We start from the raw sequence: 22857 nt of genomic DNA, 5'->3' as shown, positions 1-22857 counted from the left end.
CAATGAAGTTGACGAAAATAGCGCTGTGATTCTTTACGAGTATCCTTTTAACGAACGCATACGCACCTATTTGCGCCTGGAGCACCTGTTCCGCCGCCTGGGTGAACTGGTGGAGCGGGAGAGCCCGACGGATCATCACTATGCCATCACGACCATATTCGAAATCATGGATGTGGGCGCCCGGGCGGATTTGAAAACCGATGTGCTCAAGGACCTTGAAAAGCAGAAACATGTTCTCAACGGCTACCGCGGCAACCCGGCCATTTCCGAAGCGGTGCTCGATGAAGTCACGGGGCAGCTTGAGGGCTGCTTTGCTGCCCTGAACAATCTTCCAGGCAAGGCAGGGCATTCGTTGACCGAGAACGACTGGCTCATGAGCATACGCAGCCGTGTTGGTATTCCGGGCGGAACCTGCGAGTTTGATTTGCCAGCCTACTATGCATGGCAGCATCTGGGCTCTGCCACGCGCCAGCACGATTTGCAGCGCTGGGTGGCGCCGCTCGTACCGCTGGCTGAATCCATACGCGTGCTGTTGACACTTTTGCGCGACTCGGGTGCACCGCAAAAAGTGGTGGCGCCGGGGGGGCAATATCAGCAGACGCTACCGCAGGGACGCACCTTCCAGCTGCTGCGCCTGCGCATCGACCCTGCAAAGGGGCTGATTCCCGAAATCAGCGGCAATCGCCTGATTGTGTCGGTACGCCTGATGCGCCACGAGAGCGATGATCGGCTGCATGCGAGCACGGATGATTCGACGTTTGAGTTGACGCTTTGCTCCTGACCGGTTGATTTTTGCAGAACCGTTTGAGGTCATGTCAGCTATGAATGAAGACCCGATACCCGTCAAGCGGGTGATATGTCCCGGTTGCGGCGGTCAAAGCATCTATGCACCGAGCAATCCCTTCCGGCCCTTTTGCAGCGAGCGCTGCAAAAACATCGATTTGGGCGCTTGGGCCAGCGAGGGGTTCAGGTTGCCGGCGGACGCCCCGCCTGATGACGAAAACCATAGTGACCCCCGGCTGCAATAAGCTTTAAAAGCTGCAAGCGGTATAGAACCGCATCAAGAAGACGAGAAGATCAAGAACACTAGAAAATCAGGAAGAGGGAGAGGAAATGAAGAAGTCCGTTGTCTGGGCGGCACAGACCGTCCTGGTCGTCGCGGCGCTGGTGCAGGGTGCGGCGCACGCCCAGCCTGCAGAGCCTGCACAAACCGGAAATACGCCTGAAAAAGCCAAATCCAGCAAAAAAGCGGCCAAACCCCCAGCCCGGGGCAGCAAGGTCAAGTTCATGCCGGGATCTGAAGAGACGGTCAGCCAGCGCGTGGCCCGGCTGAAGCGCGAATGCAAGGGGGCTGTGAACGCGGGCGCCTGTGAAGGCTACACGCGCTAACCGGGCGCGCCGTGGACGCTATGTGACGCGCTATCGGGACTACGCCGGACGGCGTTGAAAGGTCTCAGGCGGCGGTTGTGCCCAGTACCTGCTGGAGTTCGCCGTTCTGGTACATCTCCATCATGATGTCCGAACCGCCAATGAACTCGCCCTTCACATACAGCTGGGGAATGGTGGGCCAGTTGCTGTATTCCTTGATGCCGTGACGGATTTCCTCGTCTTCCAGCACGTTGATCGTCACAGGTTTGTTCACCCCGCAGGCTTTCAGCACCTGGATGGCGCGGCCTGAAAAGCCGCACATCGGGAACTGGGCCGTGCCTTTCATAAACAGGACGACGTCGCTGGATTTGACGATCTGGTCAATGCGTTGCTGGGTGGTGTCGCTGGTGCTCATGGTGAAATCCTTTGGAATGGGCGCTAAGGGCCCGTGCAGGGTCGAAAAACAGAGGTTTTCCGCCGGGCCGTTCTTTAATATATGGAATCCGGGAATCAGAATTCAACGGTCTGAAGAACCTGATTATCCCGCTGTTTGAAACTGGGTGCTGGGCGCTATCCGCCCGTCTGGACCTACGGCCTCCGCGCGGGATACTTAGCCTGGCCATTGGCCGCCCGAGCAGCGCTCGATGCCGGCCAGGTCCGGCCGGCTCTGGACCTGCGAAAAGCCCTGCTCAGCGAGGAGACCGCGTACCGCAGCGGCCTGGTCATAGCCGTGCTCCAGCAGGAGCCAGCCGCCGGGCTCCAGGTGTCCCGGCGTCTGCGTCACAATTTTCCGGATATCTTCCAGCCCGTCTGTACCCGCTGCCAGCGCCGGCAAAGGCTCATGCGCCAATGCCACCAGATGCGGGTCGGCGCTGGCGATGTAAGGCGGATTGCTGGCGATCAGGTGAAAGTGTTCACTAACTTCTGTCAGCCAGTCGCTCTCCCAGAACTCGAGCTCCAGCTGGAGGCGTCGGGCGTTTTCACGGGCCACTGCCAGCGCGCCGGCACTCGCGTCCACGGCAACCACCCGGGCCTCCCGGCCGGACGCTTGCAGGCTGTGGGCGATGGCCAGCGCAATGGCGCCACTGCCGGTGCCCAGGTCAAGAATTTGCGGCCGTGCCGGCATGGCGGGCGCCTGCAGCACCTCCAGCGACCAATGCACCAGCGTTTCGGTGTCCGGGCGGGGCACCAGCACTCGGGCGTCGACCTGCAGGTCCAGGCCAAAAAACTCCTTGCTGCCGACGATGTAGGCCAGCGGCTCACCGCTTGCCCGGCGCAGGCTGAATGCCCGCAAGCGCCCGGCGACCCCTTTCGTCAACTCATCGGTGTCATGCGCCAGCAGCCAGGCCCTGGCCGTAGCAGGCTTGCCCAGCGCGTGCAGCAGCAGCAGCTGGGCGTCCAGCCGATCCAGCCCCAGTGCCTGGGCGGCACCCAAGGCTTGGGCGCAGGTGGGCTGGTGTATTGGTTGGCTCATGGGGTGGCCCTGCATTTGCTATAAAAAGAATAGCCGCTGGCGTAGATAAAAATTGGGCCCGAGCCCGATTGGGTATGTAAAAAGCGGAAATTGGCCATCTAGAAGCCGTTGCTGGCGGTTTCCAGCTCGGCCAGCTGTTCGGCGCCGCGCGCCACCTGCAGTGCCGTGATGACATCGCCCAAATCGCCTTCCATGATGGCCAGCAGCTTGTACAGCGTCAGATTGATGCGATGGTCGGTCAGGCGGCCTTGCGGGAAGTTGTAAGTGCGGATGCGGTCGCTGCGGTCGCCCGTGCCGACCAGGCCCTTGCGCAGTGCCGCGTCCTTGGCGGCGCGCTCGGCGCGGTCTTTTTCATGGATGCGGGCGGTCAGCACCTTGAGCGCCTGGGCCTTGTTGCTGTGCTGGCTGCGGCCCTCCTGGCATTCGGCGACGATGCCGGTCGGGATGTGCGTGATGCGCACGGCCGAGTCGGTCTTGTTGATATGCTGGCCGCCGGCGCCGCTGGCGCGGTAGGTGTCAATGCGCAGGTCAGCCGGGTTGATCTGGATGGCCACGGCCTCATCGGGCTCCGGCATCACTGCTACGGTGCAGGCGCTGGTGTGGATGCGGCCCTGGGTCTCGGTGGCCGGCACGCGCTGCACGCGGTGGCCGCCCGACTCAAACCGCAGCTTGCCGTACACGCCCACGCCCGTGGCATCGGTGGGTCCGTCCACGCGCAACACCACCTCCTTGTAGCCGCCCAGTTCGCTGGATGATTCGCTGATGATCTCGACCTGCCAGCGGTTGCGCTCGGCAAAGCGCGTGTACATGCGAAAGAGATCGCCGGCGAACAGCGCCGACTCGTCACCGCCCGTGCCGGCGCGGATTTCAATAAAGGCCGCCCGCGCGTCGTCCGGGTCTTTGGGGATCAGCATGAGCTGCAGGGCTTCATCGAGCCGGGCGATATCCAGCTTGGCGGCAGCGATTTCCTCTTCGGCCATGGTGGCCATTTCGGGGTCGTCTTTGGCTTCCACCAGCATGCCCTCGGCACTGACCAGGTCGGCCTCGCGGCTGGTGAGCCGGGTGTATTGCTCGGCCACCACGCTGGCTTCGGCATGCTCCCGGGTCAGGGCGCGAAAACGGTCCAGGTCGCTCACGACGTCGCTGGCGGACAGCAGGGAGTCCAGTTCATGCAGGCGCAGCAGCTGACGGTCCAGGGTTTGGCGGAGAAAGGGTTTCATTGAGTCGAAGGCCGGAGCGGCGAAAAATCAGGGAGAGCACACCGGCGAAGCCGCCGGCAGGAAAGCAGCCGTTCTGGCGGCTGCGGCGGCGCGGAAGGCCGGCGCTAACGCTCTTTGTGTTCTTTGGGCAGTTGCCCGCGCAAAAACAGCCTGGACACCGTGTTCGCCGTGACCTCGCGGCTGGCGGCGTCACCCGCGTGCAATTCGGCCAGCGCGCCGTGCAGCATTTTCTGTGTGAGGCCGCGCGTCAGCGCATCCAGCACGGCATCCATCGGCTCGCCTTTGGCCAGCAGTTTTTTGGCCCGGGTAATTTCCGCAGCGCGCCACTCGTCGGTTTGCGCATTGAGCTGCTGGATCAAGGGCACCGTGCGGCGTTGGCCCAGCCAGTGCATGAAGTTCTGCACGCCGGCATCAATGATGACCTCGGCCTGGGCCACAGCCGCCTGGCGGTTGTCCTTGCCAGTCTGGACGACGTGCGCCAAGTCGTCCACGGTGTAAAGGTAGATGTCGGGCAGGGCCTTGACCTCGGGTTCGATGTCGCGCGGCACGGCCAGGTCGACCATGAACATGGGGCGGTGTTTGCGCAGCTTGACCGCACGTTCCACGGCGCCCAGGCCAATGATGGGCAGGGTGCTTGCCGTGCAGCTGATCACCGCGTCAAACTCGTGCAGGCGGCTGGGCAGATCGGCCAGACGCATGACTTCGGCACCGAAGCGGCTGGCGAGCTTTTCGCCGCGCTCCAGCGTGCGGTTGGCAATCGCCATGGACCTGGGGTTTTTGGCGGCAAAGTGGGTGGCTGCCAGGTCGATCATTTCACCGGCGCCGACGAACAGCACCTTGATGTCGCCCAGGTTTTCAAACAGCTGGCCAGCCAGCCGCACGCTGGCGGCGGCCATGCTGATGCTGTGCGCGCCAATCTCCGTGCTGGTGCGTACTTCCTTGGCGACGGCGAAGGAGCGCTGGAACAGCTGGTGCAGCGTGCTGCCCATGGCGCCCGCGTCCTCCGCGGCACGCACCGCGTCTTTCAGCTGGCCCAGAATCTGCGGCTCGCCGAGCACCATGGAGTCGAGCCCACTGGCGACGCGGAAAGCGTGGCGGGCTGCCTGGTCGTCCTGCAGGGTGTAGGCGTGCGAACGCAGCAGGGCAGGCGAGACGCCACCGTTGTGCGCCAGCCACTCCAGCGTGTGTTCCAGATCGTTGTGATCGCCCGCGCAATAAATCTCGGTCCGGTTGCAGGTCGAGAGCAGGGTGGCCTCGGGCTGGCGGGCCAGCGACTCGCGCAAGCCGCGCAGCGTGGGCTCGATTTGGTCCAGGGCATAGGCGAATCGCCCGCGCAAATCGAGCGGTGCGGTGGTATGGTTTAGCCCCAGGGCCCAGACTGACATCTCCTGATTATAAAATTGAAGCGCGGGAGGGTCATTTGGCCTGGATCAATCACCCTTCACAGTCTTTTGGAGGCTGTTTTCAGGGCTTGCCCGTGACTTAGACCGCCACCGCCATGACCGCTTACCTGCTGACCAACCACTTGCTCAATTTCATGGCGCCGGCCGCGTTTGTCGCTGTGCTGCTGGTGCTCCTGCCCCGTCTTTTTTCCGGATTTTTTAAATCAAAAAGACCGCTGGCTCAAGCAATTTGGACTCAGTTGGCTATTGTTTTTGTAGCAAACATGGCTGTCCTGGTGGCCGGGCTGCTGATCTTCGGCCACGACGGAAAGATGCTGACCTATGCCGCGCTGGTGGTGGTTGCGGCGCTGTGCCAGTGGGTCCTGCTGCGTGGCTGGAAGGCCTGAGGGAATCTCTAGAGGTCCCCCGCGCGGTTTACGAATCGGGCCGGAAGGCATCCACCCGGTCAGTGATGATGCCGTCGGTGCCCAATTCGATCAGCCGGCGGGCGCTGATTTCGTCATTGACGGTGTAGCTGAGCGTCCTGAAGCCGGCTTTTTGGGCCTGTGCCACCGTATCTGCGTTCCAGAGCTTTTGATTGCAGACGATGGCCACGCATTGCAGCTTTGTCGCCGTCTCCAGCCAGTTTTCGGGTAGCTCGTCGAGCAGCAGGCCGCGTGGCAGCCGGGGCTGGGCAGCCCGCGCCGCCTCCAGCGCCGCAGGTTGGAACGACGTGAGCAAGGGAGGGATGGCAGTGCTCTGCCACAGTCGGGCCGCTTCATTGGCCACCACGGTGCCGGTGCGGCTTTCGACTCCCGGCGTGGGTTTGATCTCGATATTCAAAAAATAACTGTTGTCGAGGCAGTAGCGCGCAATGCTGTCGAACGTGGGCAAGGCTTCACCGGCAAAAGCAGGTGAGTGCCAACTGCCCGCGTCGAGCTCGGACAGTGCTTCCCAGGGTTGCTCGCCGGCCACGCCCCGGCCGTTGGTGGTGCGCTCCAGCGTGGTGTCGTGCAGCAAAAACGGCACGCCGTCGGCACTCAGCTTCACATCGCACTCGAACATGCGGTAGCCGTGGCTGGCCCCCAGCCTGAACGACGCCAGCGTGTTTTCAGGCGCCAGTTTGCCGGCGCCGCGATGCGCGATCCAGCGCGGATAGGGCCAGGAAGCGGAAACCCCACTGCTCGCTACTTCGTGTGGCGACCCGTTGTTCATAGCAAACGTTTCCCTGTCCCGGCGTCAAACCAGTGCAAACGGTCAGTGCGTGGCGTCACATGAATGGTGGCGCCGATTTCGGGTGCGGACGACAGGCTCTCATCGGTGCGTACGATCAGGAACTCGTCACCCATGCGGCAGTACACCAAACGCTCGGCGCCCAGCATTTCAAGGGTGTCAACCTGCACCGCCCAGCCGGTCGGGCCGATTTGCAGGTGCTCGGGGCGGATACCCAGAAGGGTGCCGGGCTTGCCACCGAAGTCAGCGTTGGGGGCGTGCTTGAGGAGGTTCATCGGCGGCGAGCCCATGAAGCTCGCCACAAAGGTGGTGGCGGGGCGGTTATAGACCTCTTCGGGGGTGCCGAACTGCTCCATGCGGCCCGCGTTCATCACGATCATGCGCTGCGCCAGTGTCATCGCCTCCACCTGGTCATGCGTGACGAACAGCGCGGTGATGCCGAGCTCGCGGTGCAGCTTCTGGATCTCCAGCCGCGTCTGCACGCGCAGCTTGGCGTCGAGGTTGGAAAGCGGCTCGTCGAACAAAAACACCTGGGGCTGGCGCACGATGGCGCGGCCCATGGCTACGCGCTGGCGCTGCCCGCCTGAGAGTTCGCGGGGTTTGCGGTCCAGCAGGTGGCCGAGTTCGAGGATTCCGGCGGCCTTGTCGACGCGGGTCTTGATGTCATTCTTCGGAATTTTCGCGATCTTCAGGCCGTACGCCATGTTGTCGAACACGCTCATGTGCGGGTAGAGCGCGTAGTTCTGGAACACCATGGCAATGTCGCGCTCGGCAGGCTCCAGGTCATTGACCACCTTGCCGCCGATGGCGATCTGTCCCTCACTGATTTCCTCAAGGCCTGCGACCATGCGCAGCAGCGTTGATTTGCCGCAGCCGGACGGGCCGACGATGACGATGAATTCGCGGTCTGCGATTTCGGCATTCACGCCGTGCAGGACCTGCACGGCGCTCTTGCCGGCGCCGTAGCGCTTGATGACGTTGTTCAGCGAGATGGATGCCATGGGTGTTGCGCCTGCTGGTTGTCTTTTTTTGTCATTTTTGTCGTTCGTGTCGTTTTTGTGTTTTCTGCTTATTTCTCGGTATCCACCAGGCCCTTGACAAACCACTTCTGCATCAGCACCACCACGAAGGCGGGCGGCAGCATGGCCAGAATGGCTGTGGCCATGACCACGTTCCATTCATTGGCGGCGTCACCGCCGGCGATCATGCGCTTGATGCCGATCACGACGGGGTACATGTCTTCACTGGTGGTGGCCAGCAGGGGCCAGAGGTACTGGTTCCAGCCGTAGATGAACTGGATCACGAACAGCGCGGCCATTGATGTTTTGGATAGCGGCAGCAGGATGTCCTTGAAAAAGCGCATCGGGCCCGCGCCGTCCATGCGCGCGGCCTCTACCAGTTCATCGGGCACCATCAGAAAAAACTGGCGGAACAGGAAAGTCGCCGTGGCGGACGCAATCAGCGGAATGGTGAGGCCCGCGTAACTGTTGAGCATGCCCAGATCGGAAACTACCTTGTAGGTGGGGCCTATCCTCACTTCCACGGGCAGCATCAGGGTCACAAAAATCGCCCAGAAAAAGAAATTTTTGAGGGGAAAGCGGAAGTAGACAATGGCAAAGGCCGACAGCAGCGAGATCGCGATCTTGCCGAAGGTGATGACCAGCGCCGTCACCAGGCTGACCCACATCATGCGGGCGACAGGCGCGGTGGAACCCGTTCCGGTATCGCGGCCAAAAAGCGCGGCGCGGTAGGTGTCCCAGAAATGGCTGCCCGGCAATAAGGGCATCGGGGCCTGCACGATTTCCTGCGCGGTATGGGTGGACGCCACGAAAGCCAGGTAGAGCGGAAAAGCGACAATCAAAACGCCCAGGATCATCACTGCATGGGCAAGCAGCCCCAGGGTGGCGCGGCGCTCAACCATGAGGGCACTCCTGCCGAAATTGCGGAGCAGCAGCCGAGGCTGAACTCATGATGGGCAGGAACATCAGTACACCACTTTCTTTTCAACATACCGGAACTGCACCACCGTCAGGGCAATCACGATCAGCATCAAGACCACCGACTGCGCCGCTGAACCGCCCAGGTCCATGCCCTTGAAGCCATCGTAGTAGACCTTGTAGACCAGGATGGATGTGTCCTGGCCGGGGCCGCCATGGGTGGTGGCGTCGACGATGGCAAACGTGTCGAAGAATGCGTACACCATGTTGATCACCAGCAGGAAGAAGGTGGTGGGCGAGAGCAGCGGAAATTGAATCGTCCAGAAACGCCGCCAGGGCCGGGCGCCATCGATGGCGGCGGCCTCGATCAGCGATTTTGGAATCGACTGCAGGCCGGCCAGGAAGAACAGGAAATTGTAGGAAATCTGCTTCCACACGGCGGCCATCACGATCAGCGTCATCGCGTGGCCGGAATCGAGCAGGTGGTTCCAGTTGATGCCCACCTGGTCCAGTGCATAGGCGACCACGCCCAGCGCCGGAGAAAACATGAACACCCACAGCACACCAGCCACGGCAGGGGCCACTGCATAAGGGACGACCAGCAAGGTTTTGTAAAACAGCGCACCCTTGAGGATGCGGTCTGCAAAGATCGCCAGCGTCAGCGACAAAGAGATGCCGAGCACCGCAACCAGCACGGAAAATACTGCGGTGGTTTTGAATGAGGCCAGGTAACCCGGATCGTTGAACAGGTTGTCAAAGTTGGCCAGACCGACCCATTCCGTGGAACTCCCAAAGGCATCCTGTAGCTGGAATGATTGCAGCAGCGCCTGCGCTGCGGGCCAGAAGAAAAACACGCTGATCACGATGACCTGGGGAGTCAGCAGCAGCCATGGCAGCCAGCTTGAGCGGAACAAGACGCGTTTTTCCATGGGCTTATTCAAGGTAAACAATCCGCCCGCCGGCAACCGGGCAGGCGGGGGATTGCGGGTTTAGCCGTGGCGCAGGCCTGCGGCCGGCGCCGGGGATGTCAGGGCTTGTTGGCTTTCTCGAAGCGCTCAAGCTGCTCGTTGCCGCGTTTCACAATGGCATCAAGGGCTTCCTTGGCTGATTTCTTGCCGCTCCAGACCTGCTCAAGCTCTTCATCCTCGATCGCGCGAACCTGTACGTAGTTGCCCAGGCGGATACCGCGGCTCTTGTCGGTGACCTTGCGAATCATCTGTGTCACAGCGACATCGGTGCCCGGTTTTTCCTTGTAGAAGCCGGATTTTTCTGTCAGCTGGTAGGCGGCCGTGGTGACCGGCAGATAGCCGGTACGCTTGTGACTGGCTGACTGCACTTCAGGGCTGGAGATGTAGTTGAAGAAGGCTGCCACCCCCTTGTATTCAGCGGGTTTCTTGCCCGACATGACCCACAGGCTGGCACCCCCGATCACCGTGTTTTGCGGTGCGCCGGGGACGTCAGGGTAGTAGGGCAGCGGGGCCAGGCCATAGCTGAATTTGGTGTTTTTGGCCACATTGCCGTAGAAACCCGAGGAGGTGTTGATCATTGCGCACTCGCCCGAAATGAAACTCGCTTCGGGCACATTGCCACGGCCCTTGTAGACGAACAGGCCCTGCTTGGACATACTCGACAGGTTCTCGATATGCCGCTGGTGCAGCGGCGAGTTGATTTTCATCCGCGCGTCCATACCGGCCAGGCCATTGGACTTGCTGGCGAACTCGACGTTGTGCCAGGCGGAAAAGCTTTCCAGCTGGGTCCAGCCCTGCCAGGCCGTCGTGAAGGGGCACTTGTGGCCAGAGGCCTTGAGCTTGGCAGCCGCCAGCGCGACTTCGGGCCAGGTGGAGGGCGCCTTGTCCGGGTCCAGTCCCGCCGCCTTGAAGGCGTCCTTGTTGTAGTAAAAAATGGTCGTGGAGCTGTTGAACGGGAAGCTCAACATCTGGCCATTGGGCGCCGTGTAGTAGCCGGCGACCGCCGATATGTAAGCGGTCGGGTCGAATTTCAGGCCGGCATCCTTCATGACCTTGGCTACGGGCACGATCGCGCCCTTGCTGGCCATCATGGTGGCGGTGCCTACCTCGAACACCTGCAGGATGTGCGGCGCGTTACCGGCGCGGAAGGCGGCGATGGCGGCGGTCATCGACTCGTCGTAAGTGCCCTTGTAGGTGGCCACGATCCGGTAGTCCTTCTGGCTCGCATTGAAATCCTTGGCCAGGTCGTTGACCCATTCATTGTTAACGGCAACCATGGAGTGCCACCACTGGATCTCTGTTTGCGCCTGGCTCGCCAGGGGGGCAACAAGGGCGCAAGCAGCGAAGGCCAGTGCGGAGAAACGGGTTTTCATGAAAACTCCTGATATGGATGCCCCATTTTTTGGGCTGTTATTGAAATAGGTCAGTCTAGGAACTGTTTGTGACAGGCCGATTTAAGCGATTTGGTGCCTTCTTAACAAGCGGGGTTTCCATGAGGCCATTGGGCCGGGTCCCCGGCCAAACGCCGTGCTGCGGTAACATAGGGCAACAGCGCTGGACGTGGGTCCGAAGCCGCTGATTTTCACGATGAACGCCCCTACTACCCTTCAAGAATTGAACGTTTTTGCGGATGACGCAAAGCCCGGCGAAGCACGCATTCGCGAAATTCCCTATAACTACACATCCTTTTCCGATCGTGAAGTGGTTATTCGTCTGTTGGGCGCGCCTGCCTGGGACTTGCTGAACCGCCTTCGCGACGAACGGCGCACCGGCCGGTCTGCCCGCATGCTCTATGAGGTGCTCGGGGACATCTGGGTGGTTCAGCGCAACCCCTATCTGCAGGATGACCTGCTGGACAACCCCAAACGCCGCAAGCTGCTGGTGGATGCCTTGCACCATCGCCTCTCCGAAGTCGGAAAGCGCCGCACACCCGATGCCGACAGGCAGCGCGACGCCATCGTCGGCGAGCTGCTGGACGCGGCCCGCAGCGCGGTCAGCCGCTTTTCGGCCTCATTTGAGGAAATGGCCGGCCTGCGCCGCCAGACCGAGCGCAAACTGCGCAAGCTGACGCTCAAGGACAACATCAAGTTTGACGGGCTGTCACGCGTCTCGCACGTCACCGACGCCACCGACTGGCGCGTCGAATATCCCTTTGTCGTGCTGACCCCCGATTCCGAGCAGGAAATGGCCGGACTGGTCAAGGGCTGTATCGAACTGGGCCTGACCATCGTGCCGCGTGGCGGCGGAACCGGCTACACCGGCGGCGCGATTCCGCTGACCTGGAAGTCGGCCGTCATCAACACCGAAAAACTCGAGGCGATGACCGAAGTGGAAATGGTCTCGCTGCCCGGTATTGCGCAGCCCGTGGCCACGGTCTGGACCGAGGCCGGCGTGGTCACGCAGCGCGTGGCCGATGCCGCCGAGCGGGGTGGTTTTGTGTTCGCGGTGGACCCGACGTCTGCCGAAGCGTCCTGCATTGGCGGCAATATTGCGATGAATGCGGGCGGCAAAAAGGCCGTGCTGTGGGGGACGGCCCTGGACAACCTGGCCTCCTGGCGCATGGTGACGCCCCAAGCCCAGTGGCTGGAAGTCACCCGGCTGGACCACAACCTGGGCAAGATTCACGACGCCGAGATGGCGAGTTTCGAGCTCAAGTATTTTGAAGCCGACGGCAAGACGCCGGTGCGCACAGAGCGCCTGGATATTCAGGGCAAGACTTTCCGCAAGGAAGGCCTGGGCAAGGACGTCACCGACAAGTTCCTCAGCGGCCTGCCGGGTATCCAGAAAGAAGGCTGCGACGGCCTGATCACCAGCGCCCGCTGGATCGTGCACCGCATGCCCGCGCACACCCGGACCGTCTGCCTGGAGTTTTTCGGCAATGCCAAGGATGCCGTTCCCAGCATCGTCGAGATCAAGGATTTCATGTTTGCGGAACAAAAGCGCGGCGGCGCCATTCTGGCGGGCCTGGAGCACCTGGACGACCGCTACCTGAAAGCGGTCGGCTATGCGACCAAGTCGAAGAAGCACGGCGGCCTGCCAAAAATGGTGCTGTTCGGCGACATCGCCGGCGATGACGCCGATGTGGTGGCACGTGCGACCTCGGAAGTGGTGCGCATTGCGAATTCGCGCCACGGTGAAGGTTTTATCGCCATCAGCCCGGACGCGCGCAAGAAATTCTGGCTGGACCGCAAGCGCACCGCCGCCATTTCCCGGCACACCAATGCCTTCAAGATCAATGAGGATGTGGTGATCCCGCTGCCGCGCATGGCCGAGTACACCGACGGCATCGAGCGCATCAATATCGAGCTGAGCCTGCGCAACAAGATCAGGCTGTGCGACGAGCTGGAAGCCTTTTTCCTCAAGGGCAACCTGCCTCTGGGTAAATCGGACGATGCCAACGACATCCCGTCGGCCGAACTGCTGGAAGACCGGGTCGGCCAGGCGCTTGCCATGATTGCCGAAGTCCGGGCCCTCTGGGCCGGCTGGCTCGACGGTATTGAGGCGTTTTTCCCGCAGCTGCAGGACCATACGCTGCGCGCCAGCTGGAAGACGCAGATCCGGGCCAGGCTCCAGACCCTGTTCAGCGGCGCGCCATTCCTGCCCATTCTGGAAGAATGCAATGCCATTCACAAGCGGGTGCTCAAGGGCCGCGTGTGGGCGGCGCTGCACATGCATGCGGGCGATGGCAATGTGCACACCAATTTGCCGGTCAACAGCGACGACTACGAAATGCTGCAGACCGCGCACGGAGCCGTGGCGCGCATCATGGTGCTGGCGCGCTCGCTCGACGGCGTGATTTCCGGCGAGCACGGCATCGGCATCACCAAGCTGGATTTCCTGACCGATGAGGAACTGCGCCCCTTCACCGAGTACAAGCAGAAGGTCGATCCCGAAGGCCGCTTCAACAAAGGCAAGCTGCTGCGAAATCAGGAGCTGAATACGCAGGACGGGAAAAGGCTTCCGGCCGATTTGACGAATGCCTACACGCCCAGCTTCGGCCTGATGGGGCATGAGTCGCTGATCATGCAGCAGTCTGACATCGGCGCGATTGCCGACAGCATCAAGGACTGCCTGCGCTGCGGCAAATGCAAGCCGGTGTGCGCCACGCATGTGCCGCGCGCCAACCTGCTGTACAGCCCGCGCAACAAGATCCTGGCGACCTCGCTGCTGGTGGAAGCGTTTCTGTATGAGGAGCAAACCCGGCGCGGTATCAGCATCAAGCACTGGGAAGAGTTTGAGGATGTGGCCGACCACTGCACGGTATGCCACAAGTGCCTGACGCCCTGCCCGGTGGATATCGACTTTGGCGATGTGTCGATGAACATGCGCAACCTGCTGCGCAAGATGGGCCAGAAGTCCTTCCGGCCCGGTAATGCGGCCGCCATGTTCTTCCTCAACGCCACCAATCCGCAAACCATCAAGTTCATGCGCGGCGCCATGGTCGACGTGGGCTTCAAGGTCCAGCGCCTGGCCAATGACCTGCTGCGCACCCTGGCGCGCAAGCAGACCGCCAGGCCACCGGCAACGGTGGGCAAGGCGCCGGTCAAGGAGCAGGTGATCCACTTCATCAACAAGAAAATGCCCGGTGGCCTGCCCAAGAAGACGGCCCGTGCCCTGCTGGACATTGAAGACAAGGATTACGTGCCCATCATCCGTAATCCGAAAAACACCACGGCGGAAACCGAAGCGGTGTTTTATTTCCCGGGTTGCGGTTCAGAGCGTCTGTTCAGCCAGGTCGGCCTGGCCACGCAGGCCATGCTGTGGCATGCCGGCGTGCAAACCGTGCTGCCGCCAGGCTACCTGTGCTGCGGCTACCCGCAACGCGGATCGGGCCAGTACGACAAGGCCGAGAAAATCATTACCGACAACCGGGTGCTGTTCCACCGCGTGGCCAATACCCTGAATTACCTGGACATCAAGACCGTGGTGGTCAGCTGCGGCACCTGCTATGACCAGTTGCAGGGTTACGAGTTCGAGAAAATTTTCCCGGGCTGCCGCATCATCGACATCCATGAGTACCTGCTGGAAAAAGGCATCACGTTGCGGACGGACCAGCCCGGCAAGGGCTACCTGTACCACGACCCCTGCCACAGCCCGATGAAGCTGCAGGAGCCGATGAAGACCGTCAAGGCGCTGCTCGGTGACAACGTCCTCAAGAACGAGCGCTGCTGCGGCGAATCGGGCACGCTGGGTGTCACGCGCCCCGACATTTCAACGCAGGTCCGCTTCCGCAAGGAAGAAGAACTGCGAAAAGGCGAGGCCAGCCTGCGGGCCGCCGGTGCCGTGGGCGAGAGCGAAAACGTCAAGATACTCACCAGCTGCCCAAGTTGTCTGCAGGGCCTGTCCCGCTACGGAGGCGACCTGCAAAACGGCCTGCTTGAAGCCGATTACATCGTCGTGGAAATGGCCAACCAGATTCTGGGCAAGGAATGGCTGCCGGCTTATGTCGAGGCGGCCAACCACGGCGGGATCGAGCGGGTGCTGGTGTAGAGAACAGGAAAGCGCACAGGAAGCGCTCGCGGTTTTCCCGGTGGCTCCCGGTTCAGCAATGCACCTGCCCCAGACAAGCGTTCGACCTCCGCAGGTTTCGATTTGGTTTACTCAGAAAGTGATGCATCACCATGGCAGGTCTCCAGGCCGGTTCACCGATTCCCACGGCGCTGACGGTTCACAGCCAGTCCCGTATTCTTGAAATCGCGTTTTCGGACGGCGCCGAATTCAGGATTCCGTTTGAACTGATGCGTGTGTACTCGCCGTCTGCGGAAGTGCAGGGCCACGGCCCCGGCCAGGAAGTGCTGCAGACCGGCAAGCGCGAGGTGAATATCGTCGAGCTGGAACCCATAGGCAACTACGCGGTCAAGCCGGTATTTTCCGATGGCCATGAAAGCGGTATTTTTTCCTGGGACTACTTGTATCACCTGGGTGTCGAGCAAGAGCGCCTGTGGGACGACTACAACCGGCGGCTGCAGGCTGCGGGTCGGGACAGGGACGCCCCCATGGTCGAAGCCGCGGGTCACGCCTGCGGGCATCACTGAGGAATGCCGAGGCCGGCGAGCCCTGTCCGCATGGCTGTGCGGGACTGTTGTTTTTCCGGGATAAAACTTCGCAATGCCCTGAAGCGGTGCAGGGTTGTAGCAACCAATCGGGGCTTTGCCCCCTAGCATTCACTTTTATGACGAAAACCCATTTCGGCTTTGAATCCGTCGAGGAGCAGGACAAGGCGCGACGCGTGCGCGGCGTGTTTGACTCCGTGGCGCCCAAATACGACGTGATGAACGATTTGATGTCGATGGGCCTGCATCGCGCCTGGAAGGCGTACACCGTGCTGGTCGCCAATGTCAAGGAGGGCCAGCAGGTGCTCGACATTGCCGGCGGAACGGGCGACCTGGCCTTGGCGTTTGCGCCCAAGGTGGGCAGCAGCGGGCGGGTGGTCCACACCGACATCAACGAGGCGATGCTCAGGGAAGGGCGCAACCGGTTGCTGGATGCCGGGGTGAACCTGCCCACGCTGGTCTGTGATGCAGAACACCTGCCGTTTGCCGATGCCAGTTTCGACCTGGTCACCGTCGCTTTTGGCTTGCGCAACATGACGCATAAAGAGGATGCCCTGCGCGAAATGAACCGTGTGCTCAAGCCCGGCGGCAAGCTGCTGGTGCTGGAGTTCTCCAAGGTGGCCAAACCCCTCGAAAAGATTTACGACTGGTATTCGTTCAAGGTGTTGCCCAGGCTCGGCAAGCTGGTGGCCAATGACGATTCAAGCTACCAGTATCTAGCCGAGTCGATTCGCATGCATCCGGGCCAGGAAGAACTCAAAGCCCTGATGCTTAAAGGTGGTTTTGGTCATGTGGACTATCACAACCTGACCGGCGGGGTAGTGGCATTGCATGTTGCAATCAAATGCTGAAGAAGCATTTCAGAAGTGTTGAAGAAGTTAAACGGACTTTAAATAAACAGGCGAAAAGCTTGCTCAAGGAGATGTCATGAAGATTTGGTCAGTCATTCTTTCTGCCGTAATGGCGCTCACCCTGGCTGTGCCGGGGACGGACGCCGAGGCTGCGCGTCTGGGTGGCGGCAAGTCAATTGGCAGGCAATCGTCCAATGTCACGCAGCGTGAGGCCACGCCGGGCGGCGCTACTTCTGCGACCAACTCCGCGGCCAAACCGGCAACGCCTGCTGCGGCGCCAGCTCCTGCTACTCCGAAAAAACCGTGGGGTGCCATGCTGGGCGGCCTGGCTGCCGGCCTCGGCCTGGCCTGGCTGGCTTCATCGCTCGGCCTGGGTGAAGCCTTTGGCCAGGTCATCATGTTCGCGCTGCTGGCCTTGGTGATCATGGTGGTGATCGGTTTCGTCATGCGCAAGCTCAAGGGCGGCGGGGCAAGTCCTGCTGCTCCACGTACGCAGGATCCATTTGCATTCCAGGGCGCGGGCAATGCTGCCACGCCGAGGAACTACAGTCCCGAAAATGTGGGCAACGACGCCTCGGCGCGACCCTGGGAGCGCAGCGGCATGGCGTTCGATGCCAACCGGGACGCGGCGGCCGCGCCCGCCGCGGGCTCCATGATTGGCTCGGCCTTGCTGGGCGCCCAGACGTGGGGCGTCCCTGCAGGGTTTGATGCCGAGGGCTTCCTCAAGGCCAGCAAGGCGAATTTCGTGACGCTGCAGGACGCATGGGACCGTTCCGACATTCAGAGTTTGCGCGCGATGATGACCGACGACATGCTGGCGCAGATCAAGGCGCAGCTGGCCGACCGCGAATCTCACACCGGCGGTGTGGCCAACCGGACCGAGGTCGTGATGCTCAATGCGCAGCTATTGGGCATAGAGGAGCTGAGCGATACCTACATGGCCAGCGTCGAGTTCTCGGGAATGATCCGCGAGGATGCTTCCGCCGGCGCCAGCCCCTTCCGCGAAGTCTGGAACATGACCAAGCCCCGTAACGGCGGCAGTGGCTGGCTGGTCGCCGGCGTCCAGGCATTGCAATAAAGCCCCCACGCTTTTCACTTCGTGTAATGCGCTGCCCCCCGAGGGGGCGCTGCGCCTGCGGCCCGGCGAAGCCGGTTCCGCGGCCCTGGCTGGTAGATGAATAGGCGGCTTAACTTGTCAAGCGATTTATCCTGCAAAATCGGGGACGTATGAATAACACGTCCCCTTTTTCTTTTCTCGAGTCTGTCGCCAGCCGTTTTCAGCCACCCGCCTGGATGGTCGATGAAGGACAGCGGCGGTTGGTGCTGTTTCTGAACCATGTCTTGCTGCAGGAGAAACAGGCGCAGGATCGGTTGTTACGGCAAAAAGGCCGTGTTGTTCACCTTCGGTGGGGCGTTTTTGCGCTTGATTTGATCGTAACCCCTGCGGGTCTGGCTGACCGTGCGCCACCCGCAGCACAGCCGGACCTGCTGCTTTCGGTGGCCGCCGAGTCGCCCCTGGTCATCATGCAGTCGGTGGTGGCTGGCAAACCTCCTCCGGTGAAGGTTGAGGGCGATGTGCAACTGGCGGCCGAGTTTGCATGGCTGGCCGAAAACCTGCGTTGGGATGCCGAAGAAGACCTCTCCCGCCTGATAGGTGATGCGCCTGCGCATGCCCTCGCCGACGCCGCAAGGCGGCTACTGGCCGGCCTGAAGCAGTTTCTGGCGCAGGCGCCGATGTCCCCGGCCCCATCCTCAACGTCCCCTTCATCCTCCTCTTCATCCCCTTCTTCATCCGCAGCGCCAGGTTCTTCTCCGGATGCCGCGAAGGCTTCTGCATGACCCGGGTGTTCAGGGGGGGGGTCATTGTCTGGACCGTGCTTCGTTTCGGTCTCGATGAACTGGTCCTGTCCAGCTTTGAAAAACCGTGGATCCGCCTGCTGACCCGCATCGTCTCGCTGGGGCGGAACCTGAGCGCTCCCCGTGGCGCCCGTCTTCGCGAGGCGCTGGAAAGGCTGGGGCCTATCTTCGTCAAGTTTGGGCAGGTGATGTCCACCCGGCGCGACCTGCTGCCGCCCGACATCGCCGATGAGCTGGCCCGCCTGCAGGACCGGGTGCCGCCCTTTGAATCGGCCGTGGCCGTGGCCATCATCGAAAAGGCGTTTTCCCGGCCCCTGGACCGCATATTCGCGACGTTTGAGCACATACCCGTGGCCAGCGCATCGATTGCCCAGGTTCATTTTGCGACGCTGCACGACGGCCGTGAAGTGGCCGTCAAGGTATTGCGCCCCAACATGCTGCCCGCGATCGAGAAAGACCTCGCGCTCATGCACATGATGGCCGGCTGGGTGGAGGGCGCATCCGCCGATGGCAAGCGTCTCAAGCCGCGCGAAGTGGTGGCCGAGTTTGACAAATACCTGCACGACGAGCTGGACCTGCTGCGCGAGGCCGCCAATGCGGCGCAGCTGCGCCGGAACATGCAGGACCTCAACCTCGTCATGATTCCGGAAATGTTCTGGGACTACTGCATGCCCGATGTCATGGTGATGGAGCGCATGAAGGGGGTGCCCATAAGCCAGGTTCAGCGCCTGCGCGATGCCCGTGTGGACATGAAGAAGCTGGCCCGCGATGGTGTGACCATCTTTTTCACCCAGGTGTTTCGCGATGGTTTTTTTCATGCGGACATGCATCCGGGCAACATTCAGGTCAGCCTCGCCCCGGAAACATTCGGGCGCTATATTTCGCTGGATTTCGGCATTGTGGGCACGCTCACAGAGGTAGACAAGGAGTACCTCGCTCACAACTTCAGCGCCTTCTTTCAGCGCGACTACAAACGCGTTGCCGAGCTGCATCTCGAGTCCGGCTGGGTGCCTGCCAGCACCCGTGTGGACGAACTGGAAGCGGCCATTCGAGCCTGTTGCGAGCCGTACTTCGACCGGCCGCTCAAGGAAATCTCGCTGGGTCTGGTGCTGATGCGCCTGTTCCAGACCTCCCGCCGTTTTCAGGTGGAAATCCAGCCGCAACTGGTCCTGCTGCAAAAAACATTGCTCAATATTGAAGGGTTGGGGCGCGAACTGGACCCCGAACTCGACCTCTGGAGCACTGCCAAGCCTTTTCTTGAAAAATGGATGGTGGAGCAGGTGGGGCCCGAAAAGCTTTGGGCCCAACTCAAGGCCGAGGCCCCCGCTTATGCCAAGCTGCTGCCGGAGCTGCCGCGGCTGCTGGCCCAGTACCTCAAGGGGCCGTCGGGGCCGAGCCGCCGCGACGTGGAAGCCCTGCTGGCCGAGCAAAAGCGTACCAACAGGTTGCTGCAAAGCCTGATCTATGGCGGTTTGGGCTTTGTGCTGGGCCTGATCGTGATGCAACTGCTGCTGCGGGTCCGGATTTTTTGACGCCGGCCCGGGCGCCGCGGGTCTCCCCCGCCTGTTTGCCTTGAAGTTGCCGGCAACGCCTATAATTGAAGGTTTTGCGCTGGCAAGCCTTCTGCAGGCGCAATTTCCCGGACAGAACCTCTAGCACTATGCCAATCTACGCCTATAAATGCGAGTCCTGCGGGCATGCCAAGGACGTCTTGCGAAAGATATCGGATGCGCCCTTGACCGATTGCCCGCACTGCGGGGCCGCCAGCTTCACGAAACAGGTCACGGCAGCCGGCTTTCAGCTCAAGGGTTCGGGCTGGTACGTGACTGATTTCCGCGGCGCAGACAAGGCGGCTCAGCCTGCCAAATCGGGTGACAGCGGGTCAACGCCGGCGGCAAGCACAGCCAGCAAATCCGCAGATACAGGCACAGGCGCGGCCGCTGCAACGGCCAGCGCCCCTGCAACAGCTACGCCTGCGACAGCGCCAGCCACCCAGAGCGCGGCCAGCGATTCGTCATCCAAAGCCTCGTGATGAGCTCCATTCGCCGATGGCTTCTGGCCGGACTCCTGGTGCTGGTGCCTCTGGCCATTACCTTGGCAGTCCTCAACTGGATCGTTGCAACGCTTGATCAGACGCTCTTGATCCTGCCGGGGGCTTGGCACCCCGACAAGCTGTTGGGCTTTCACATTCCTGGTTTCGGTGTGCTCTTGATGCTGGCGATTGTGTTGCTGATGGGCGCCATTGCCAGCAACTTCTTTGGCAAGAAGCTGGTCCACTGGGGCAATTCGCTGCTGCACCGCATTCCCATTGTGCGGTCCATCTATTCGAGCGTGAAGCAGGTGTCGGACACGCTGTTCTCCGAGAACGGCAATGCCTTTCGCCAGGCCCTGCTGGTGCAATGGCCGCGCGAGGGAGTCTGGACGATCGGATTCCTGACCGGCTTTCCGGGCGGCGATGTGGTCAACCATTTGCCGGGGGACTACGTGAGCGTCTACGTTCCCACGACCCCCAACCCCACGGGCGGTTACTTCGTCATGCTGAAAAAGTCCGAATGCATCGAGCTGAAAATGAGCGTCGACGAGGCACTGACTTACGTGATTTCGATGGGCGTCGTGGTTCCCGCAAGGCCCTTCCAGCCGCTGACCCCGCCCCTGTAAACGGCGAAAACTGCCCCAGAGGCATTGAAAGTTCGAGATTTTTATGGCTATTGCTTCCCAAATGCGTTCCAACTATTGCGGTCTGGTGACCGAAAGCCTCACGGGCCAGACCGTCAGCCTGTGCGGCTGGGTCAACCGCCGGCGTGACCACGGCGGCGTGATTTTCATTGACCTGCGCGACCGCGAAGGTTACGTGCAGGTGGTGTGCGACCCGGACCGTGCCGACATGTTCAAAACCGCGGAAGACGTGCGCAATGAATTTTGCGTCCAGGTCAAGGGCGTGGTGCGCGCCCGCCCGCAGGGCACCACCAACGACAGCCTGAAAAGCGGCAAGATCGAGGTGCTGTGCCATGAGCTGATCGTGCTCAATCCCAGTGTCACGCCGCCCTTCCAGCTCGATGACGACAACCTGTCGGAGACGACGCGCCTGACGCACCGGGTGCTGGACTTGCGCCGCCCCTACATGCAGAAGAACCTCATGCTGCGTTACCGCGTGGCCATGGAGACGCGCAAGTTTCTCGATTCCCATGGTTTCATCGATATTGAAACCCCGATGCTGACCAAGAGCACGCCTGAAGGCGCGCGCGATTACCTCGTGCCCAGCCGTGTCAATGAAGGCATGTTCTTCGCGCTGCCGCAGAGCCCGCAGCTGTTCAAGCAGTTGCTGATGGTGGCGGGCTTTGACCGCTACTACCAGATCACCAAGTGCTTTCGTGACGAAGACCTGCGTGCCGACCGCCAGCCCGAATTCACGCAGATCGATATCGAGACATCCTTCATGGGGGAGCAGGACATCCGCGACATGTTCCAGGGCATGATTAGCAACATTTTCAAGACCGTGCTGGATACGGACCTTGGCGATTTTCCGGTGATGGCCTACAACGATGCGATGCACCGTTACGGCTCCGACAAGCCCGACCTGCGGGTGAACCTCGAATTCACCGAGCTGACCGATGTCATGGCCGATGTCGACTTCAAGGTGTTCAGTGCGCCGGCAACCACCAAGGGCGGCCGCGTGGTCGCCCTGCGCGTGCCCGGCGGCTCGGAGATGAGCCGCGGCGAGATTGACGGCTACACCGAGTTCGTCAAGATTTACGGCGCCAAGGGCCTGGCCTGGATCAAGGTCAACGATGCGGGCAAGGGCCGCGAAGGGCTTCAGAGCCCCATCGTCAAGAACATCCATGACGCCGCCATTGCCGAAATCCTCAAGCGCACCGGCGCGCAGAACGGCGACCTGATTTTCTTTGGTGCCGACAAGGAAAAAGTCGTCAACGACAGCATAGGCGCACTGCGCCTGAAGGTCGGCCACAGCGAATTCGGTAAAAAGACCGGCCTGTTCACGGCCGGCTGGAAGCCGCTGTGGGTCGTGGACTTTCCGATGTTCGAATTTGATGAAGAAGGCCAGCGCTGGAGCGCGGTGCACCACCCCTTCACCGCGCCCAAGGACGGGCACGAAGACTGGATGGATACCGATCCCGGCCGCTGCATTGCCAAAGCCTACGACATGGTGCTCAACGGCTGGGAGCTCGGCGGGGGCTCGGTTCGTATCCACCGCGCTGATGTGCAGAGCAAGGTGTTCAACGCGCTCAAGATCGGACCGGAAGAAGCGCAGCAGAAATTCGGCTTCCTGCTGGACGCCCTGCAATATGGCGCGCCGCCGCACGGTGGCCTGGCCTTTGGGCTGGACCGCATCGTCACCATGATGACCGGAGCCGAGTCGATCCGTGACGTGATTGCCTTCCCGAAAACCCAGCGTGCGCAATGTCTGCTGACTCATGCACCGAGCCCGGTCGATGAAAAGCAGCTGCGCGAGCTGCATATCCGCCTGCGCAATCCGCAGCCGGTTTGAATGTGGC

Annotated in this window: 22 protein-coding genes; 13 read left to right on the top strand and 9 right to left on the bottom strand. The window is 61.4% G+C overall.

Annotated features, from left to right (window positions below; translation table 11 throughout):
- The first annotated feature begins 25 nt into the window (after window positions 1–25).
- The 3 genes from zapD (at window position 26) to AC1DUB_RS05285 (ending at window position 1389) form a co-directional block, all read left to right on the top strand.
- A complete protein-coding gene (gene zapD, locus AC1DUB_RS05295; protein WP_011481803.1) occupies window positions 26–781 on the top strand; it encodes a cell division protein ZapD in 756 nt (251 codons plus the stop codon).
- A gap of 40 nt (window positions 782–821) precedes the next feature.
- A complete protein-coding gene (locus AC1DUB_RS05290; RefSeq protein ID WP_477728713.1) occupies window positions 822–1028 on the top strand; it encodes a DNA gyrase inhibitor YacG in 207 nt (68 codons plus the stop codon).
- A gap of 85 nt (window positions 1029–1113) precedes the next feature.
- Window positions 1114–1389: a hypothetical protein gene (locus AC1DUB_RS05285; RefSeq protein WP_477728616.1), complete on the top strand. Its 276-nt coding sequence runs from the start codon at window positions 1114–1116 to the stop codon at window positions 1387–1389.
- A 64-nt stretch (window positions 1390–1453) separates the two neighbouring features.
- Here the strand turns inward: AC1DUB_RS05285 and grxD are convergent, their stop codons facing one another.
- From grxD to hemA, 4 genes are all read right to left on the bottom strand, one after another.
- Window positions 1454–1783, bottom strand: coding sequence for a Grx4 family monothiol glutaredoxin (gene grxD, locus AC1DUB_RS05280; protein ID WP_477728615.1), 330 nt, complete (start codon window positions 1781–1783; stop codon window positions 1454–1456).
- A 195-nt stretch (window positions 1784–1978) separates the two neighbouring features.
- Window positions 1979–2842, bottom strand: a complete 864-nt coding sequence (gene prmC / locus AC1DUB_RS05275; RefSeq protein ID WP_477728614.1) for a peptide chain release factor N(5)-glutamine methyltransferase — start codon at window positions 2840–2842, stop codon at window positions 1979–1981.
- A 98-nt stretch (window positions 2843–2940) separates the two neighbouring features.
- Complete coding sequence (gene prfA / locus AC1DUB_RS05270) at window positions 2941–4062, bottom strand: peptide chain release factor 1 (RefSeq protein WP_477728613.1); 1122 nt, start codon at window positions 4060–4062, stop codon at window positions 2941–2943.
- Between the two features lie 104 nt (window positions 4063–4166).
- Entirely contained in the window at window positions 4167–5447 is a 1281-nt protein-coding gene (gene hemA, locus AC1DUB_RS05265) for a glutamyl-tRNA reductase (RefSeq protein WP_477728612.1), read from the bottom strand.
- A gap of 113 nt (window positions 5448–5560) precedes the next feature.
- Here hemA and AC1DUB_RS05260 point away from each other — a divergent pair, with 113 nt between their 5' ends.
- The gene (locus tag AC1DUB_RS05260) at window positions 5561–5851 is read left to right on the top strand and encodes a hypothetical protein (RefSeq protein WP_477728611.1); all 291 of its coding nucleotides are present in this window, start codon (window positions 5561–5563) and stop codon (window positions 5849–5851) included.
- A gap of 28 nt (window positions 5852–5879) precedes the next feature.
- On the opposite strand, the gene ugpQ is transcribed toward AC1DUB_RS05260, so the two are convergent.
- The 5 genes from ugpQ to ugpB all read right to left on the bottom strand — a co-directional run bounded on the left by ugpQ (window position 5880) and on the right by ugpB (window position 10955).
- A complete protein-coding gene (gene ugpQ, locus AC1DUB_RS05255; protein ID WP_477728610.1) occupies window positions 5880–6659 on the bottom strand; it encodes a glycerophosphodiester phosphodiesterase in 780 nt (259 codons plus the stop codon).
- Window positions 6656–7678 (bottom strand): sn-glycerol-3-phosphate import ATP-binding protein UgpC, encoded by a 1023-nt coding sequence (locus tag AC1DUB_RS05250; protein ID WP_477728609.1) that lies wholly within the window; start codon window positions 7676–7678, stop codon window positions 6656–6658. Before AC1DUB_RS05250 ends, ugpQ begins: the two co-directional genes overlap by 4 nt.
- A 68-nt stretch (window positions 7679–7746) precedes the next feature.
- The gene (gene ugpE, locus AC1DUB_RS05245; RefSeq protein WP_477728608.1) at window positions 7747–8598 is read right to left on the bottom strand and encodes a sn-glycerol-3-phosphate ABC transporter permease UgpE; all 852 of its coding nucleotides are present in this window, start codon (window positions 8596–8598) and stop codon (window positions 7747–7749) included.
- A gap of 63 nt (window positions 8599–8661) precedes the next feature.
- Window positions 8662–9543: a sn-glycerol-3-phosphate ABC transporter permease UgpA gene (ugpA, locus tag AC1DUB_RS05240; protein WP_477728607.1), complete on the bottom strand. Its 882-nt coding sequence runs from the start codon at window positions 9541–9543 to the stop codon at window positions 8662–8664.
- 98 nt (window positions 9544–9641) lie between these two features.
- Window positions 9642–10955: a sn-glycerol-3-phosphate ABC transporter substrate-binding protein UgpB gene (ugpB, locus tag AC1DUB_RS05235; RefSeq protein WP_477728606.1), complete on the bottom strand. Its 1314-nt coding sequence runs from the start codon at window positions 10953–10955 to the stop codon at window positions 9642–9644.
- A gap of 214 nt (window positions 10956–11169) precedes the next feature.
- On the opposite strand from ugpB, the gene AC1DUB_RS05230 reads away from it, so the two are divergent.
- From AC1DUB_RS05230 to aspS, 9 genes are all read left to right on the top strand, one after another.
- Window positions 11170–15072 (top strand): DUF3683 domain-containing protein, encoded by a 3903-nt coding sequence (locus AC1DUB_RS05230; RefSeq protein ID WP_477728605.1) that lies wholly within the window; start codon window positions 11170–11172, stop codon window positions 15070–15072.
- 131 nt (window positions 15073–15203) lie between these two features.
- Window positions 15204–15617 carry a gamma-butyrobetaine hydroxylase family protein gene (locus AC1DUB_RS05225; protein ID WP_477717760.1) on the top strand — a complete coding sequence of 138 codons (414 nt, stop codon included), beginning with the start codon at window positions 15204–15206 and terminating at the stop codon, window positions 15615–15617.
- A gap of 137 nt (window positions 15618–15754) precedes the next feature.
- Window positions 15755–16486, top strand: a complete 732-nt coding sequence (gene ubiE / locus AC1DUB_RS05220) for a bifunctional demethylmenaquinone methyltransferase/2-methoxy-6-polyprenyl-1,4-benzoquinol methylase UbiE (protein WP_477728604.1) — start codon at window positions 15755–15757, stop codon at window positions 16484–16486.
- A gap of 76 nt (window positions 16487–16562) precedes the next feature.
- Window positions 16563–17564, top strand: a complete 1002-nt coding sequence (locus AC1DUB_RS05215; RefSeq protein ID WP_477728603.1) for a Tim44 domain-containing protein — start codon at window positions 16563–16565, stop codon at window positions 17562–17564.
- 149 nt (window positions 17565–17713) lie between these two features.
- The gene (locus tag AC1DUB_RS05210; protein WP_477728602.1) at window positions 17714–18325 is read left to right on the top strand and encodes a hypothetical protein; all 612 of its coding nucleotides are present in this window, start codon (window positions 17714–17716) and stop codon (window positions 18323–18325) included.
- A complete protein-coding gene (gene ubiB / locus AC1DUB_RS05205) occupies window positions 18322–19875 on the top strand; it encodes a ubiquinone biosynthesis regulatory protein kinase UbiB (RefSeq protein ID WP_477728601.1) in 1554 nt (517 codons plus the stop codon). Before AC1DUB_RS05210 ends, ubiB begins: the two co-directional genes overlap by 4 nt.
- Window positions 19876–20003: 128 nt before the next feature.
- Complete coding sequence (locus tag AC1DUB_RS05200; protein ID WP_477728600.1) at window positions 20004–20375, top strand: FmdB family zinc ribbon protein; 372 nt, start codon at window positions 20004–20006, stop codon at window positions 20373–20375.
- On the top strand, window positions 20375–21001 hold the full coding sequence (locus AC1DUB_RS05195) for a DUF502 domain-containing protein (protein ID WP_477717766.1): 627 nt from the start codon (window positions 20375–20377) through the stop codon (window positions 20999–21001). The genes AC1DUB_RS05200 and AC1DUB_RS05195 overlap by 1 nt, the downstream gene beginning before the upstream one ends.
- A 43-nt stretch (window positions 21002–21044) precedes the next feature.
- Window positions 21045–22850, top strand: a complete 1806-nt coding sequence (gene aspS / locus AC1DUB_RS05190; RefSeq protein ID WP_477728599.1) for an aspartate--tRNA ligase — start codon at window positions 21045–21047, stop codon at window positions 22848–22850.
- Window positions 22851–22857 lie beyond the last annotated feature (7 nt).

The organism is Polaromonas sp. P4_F9 (assembly GCF_056401235.1).
Note: the sequence above shows the minus strand (reverse complement) of the source record. Positions and strands in the feature narration are given on the sequence as shown.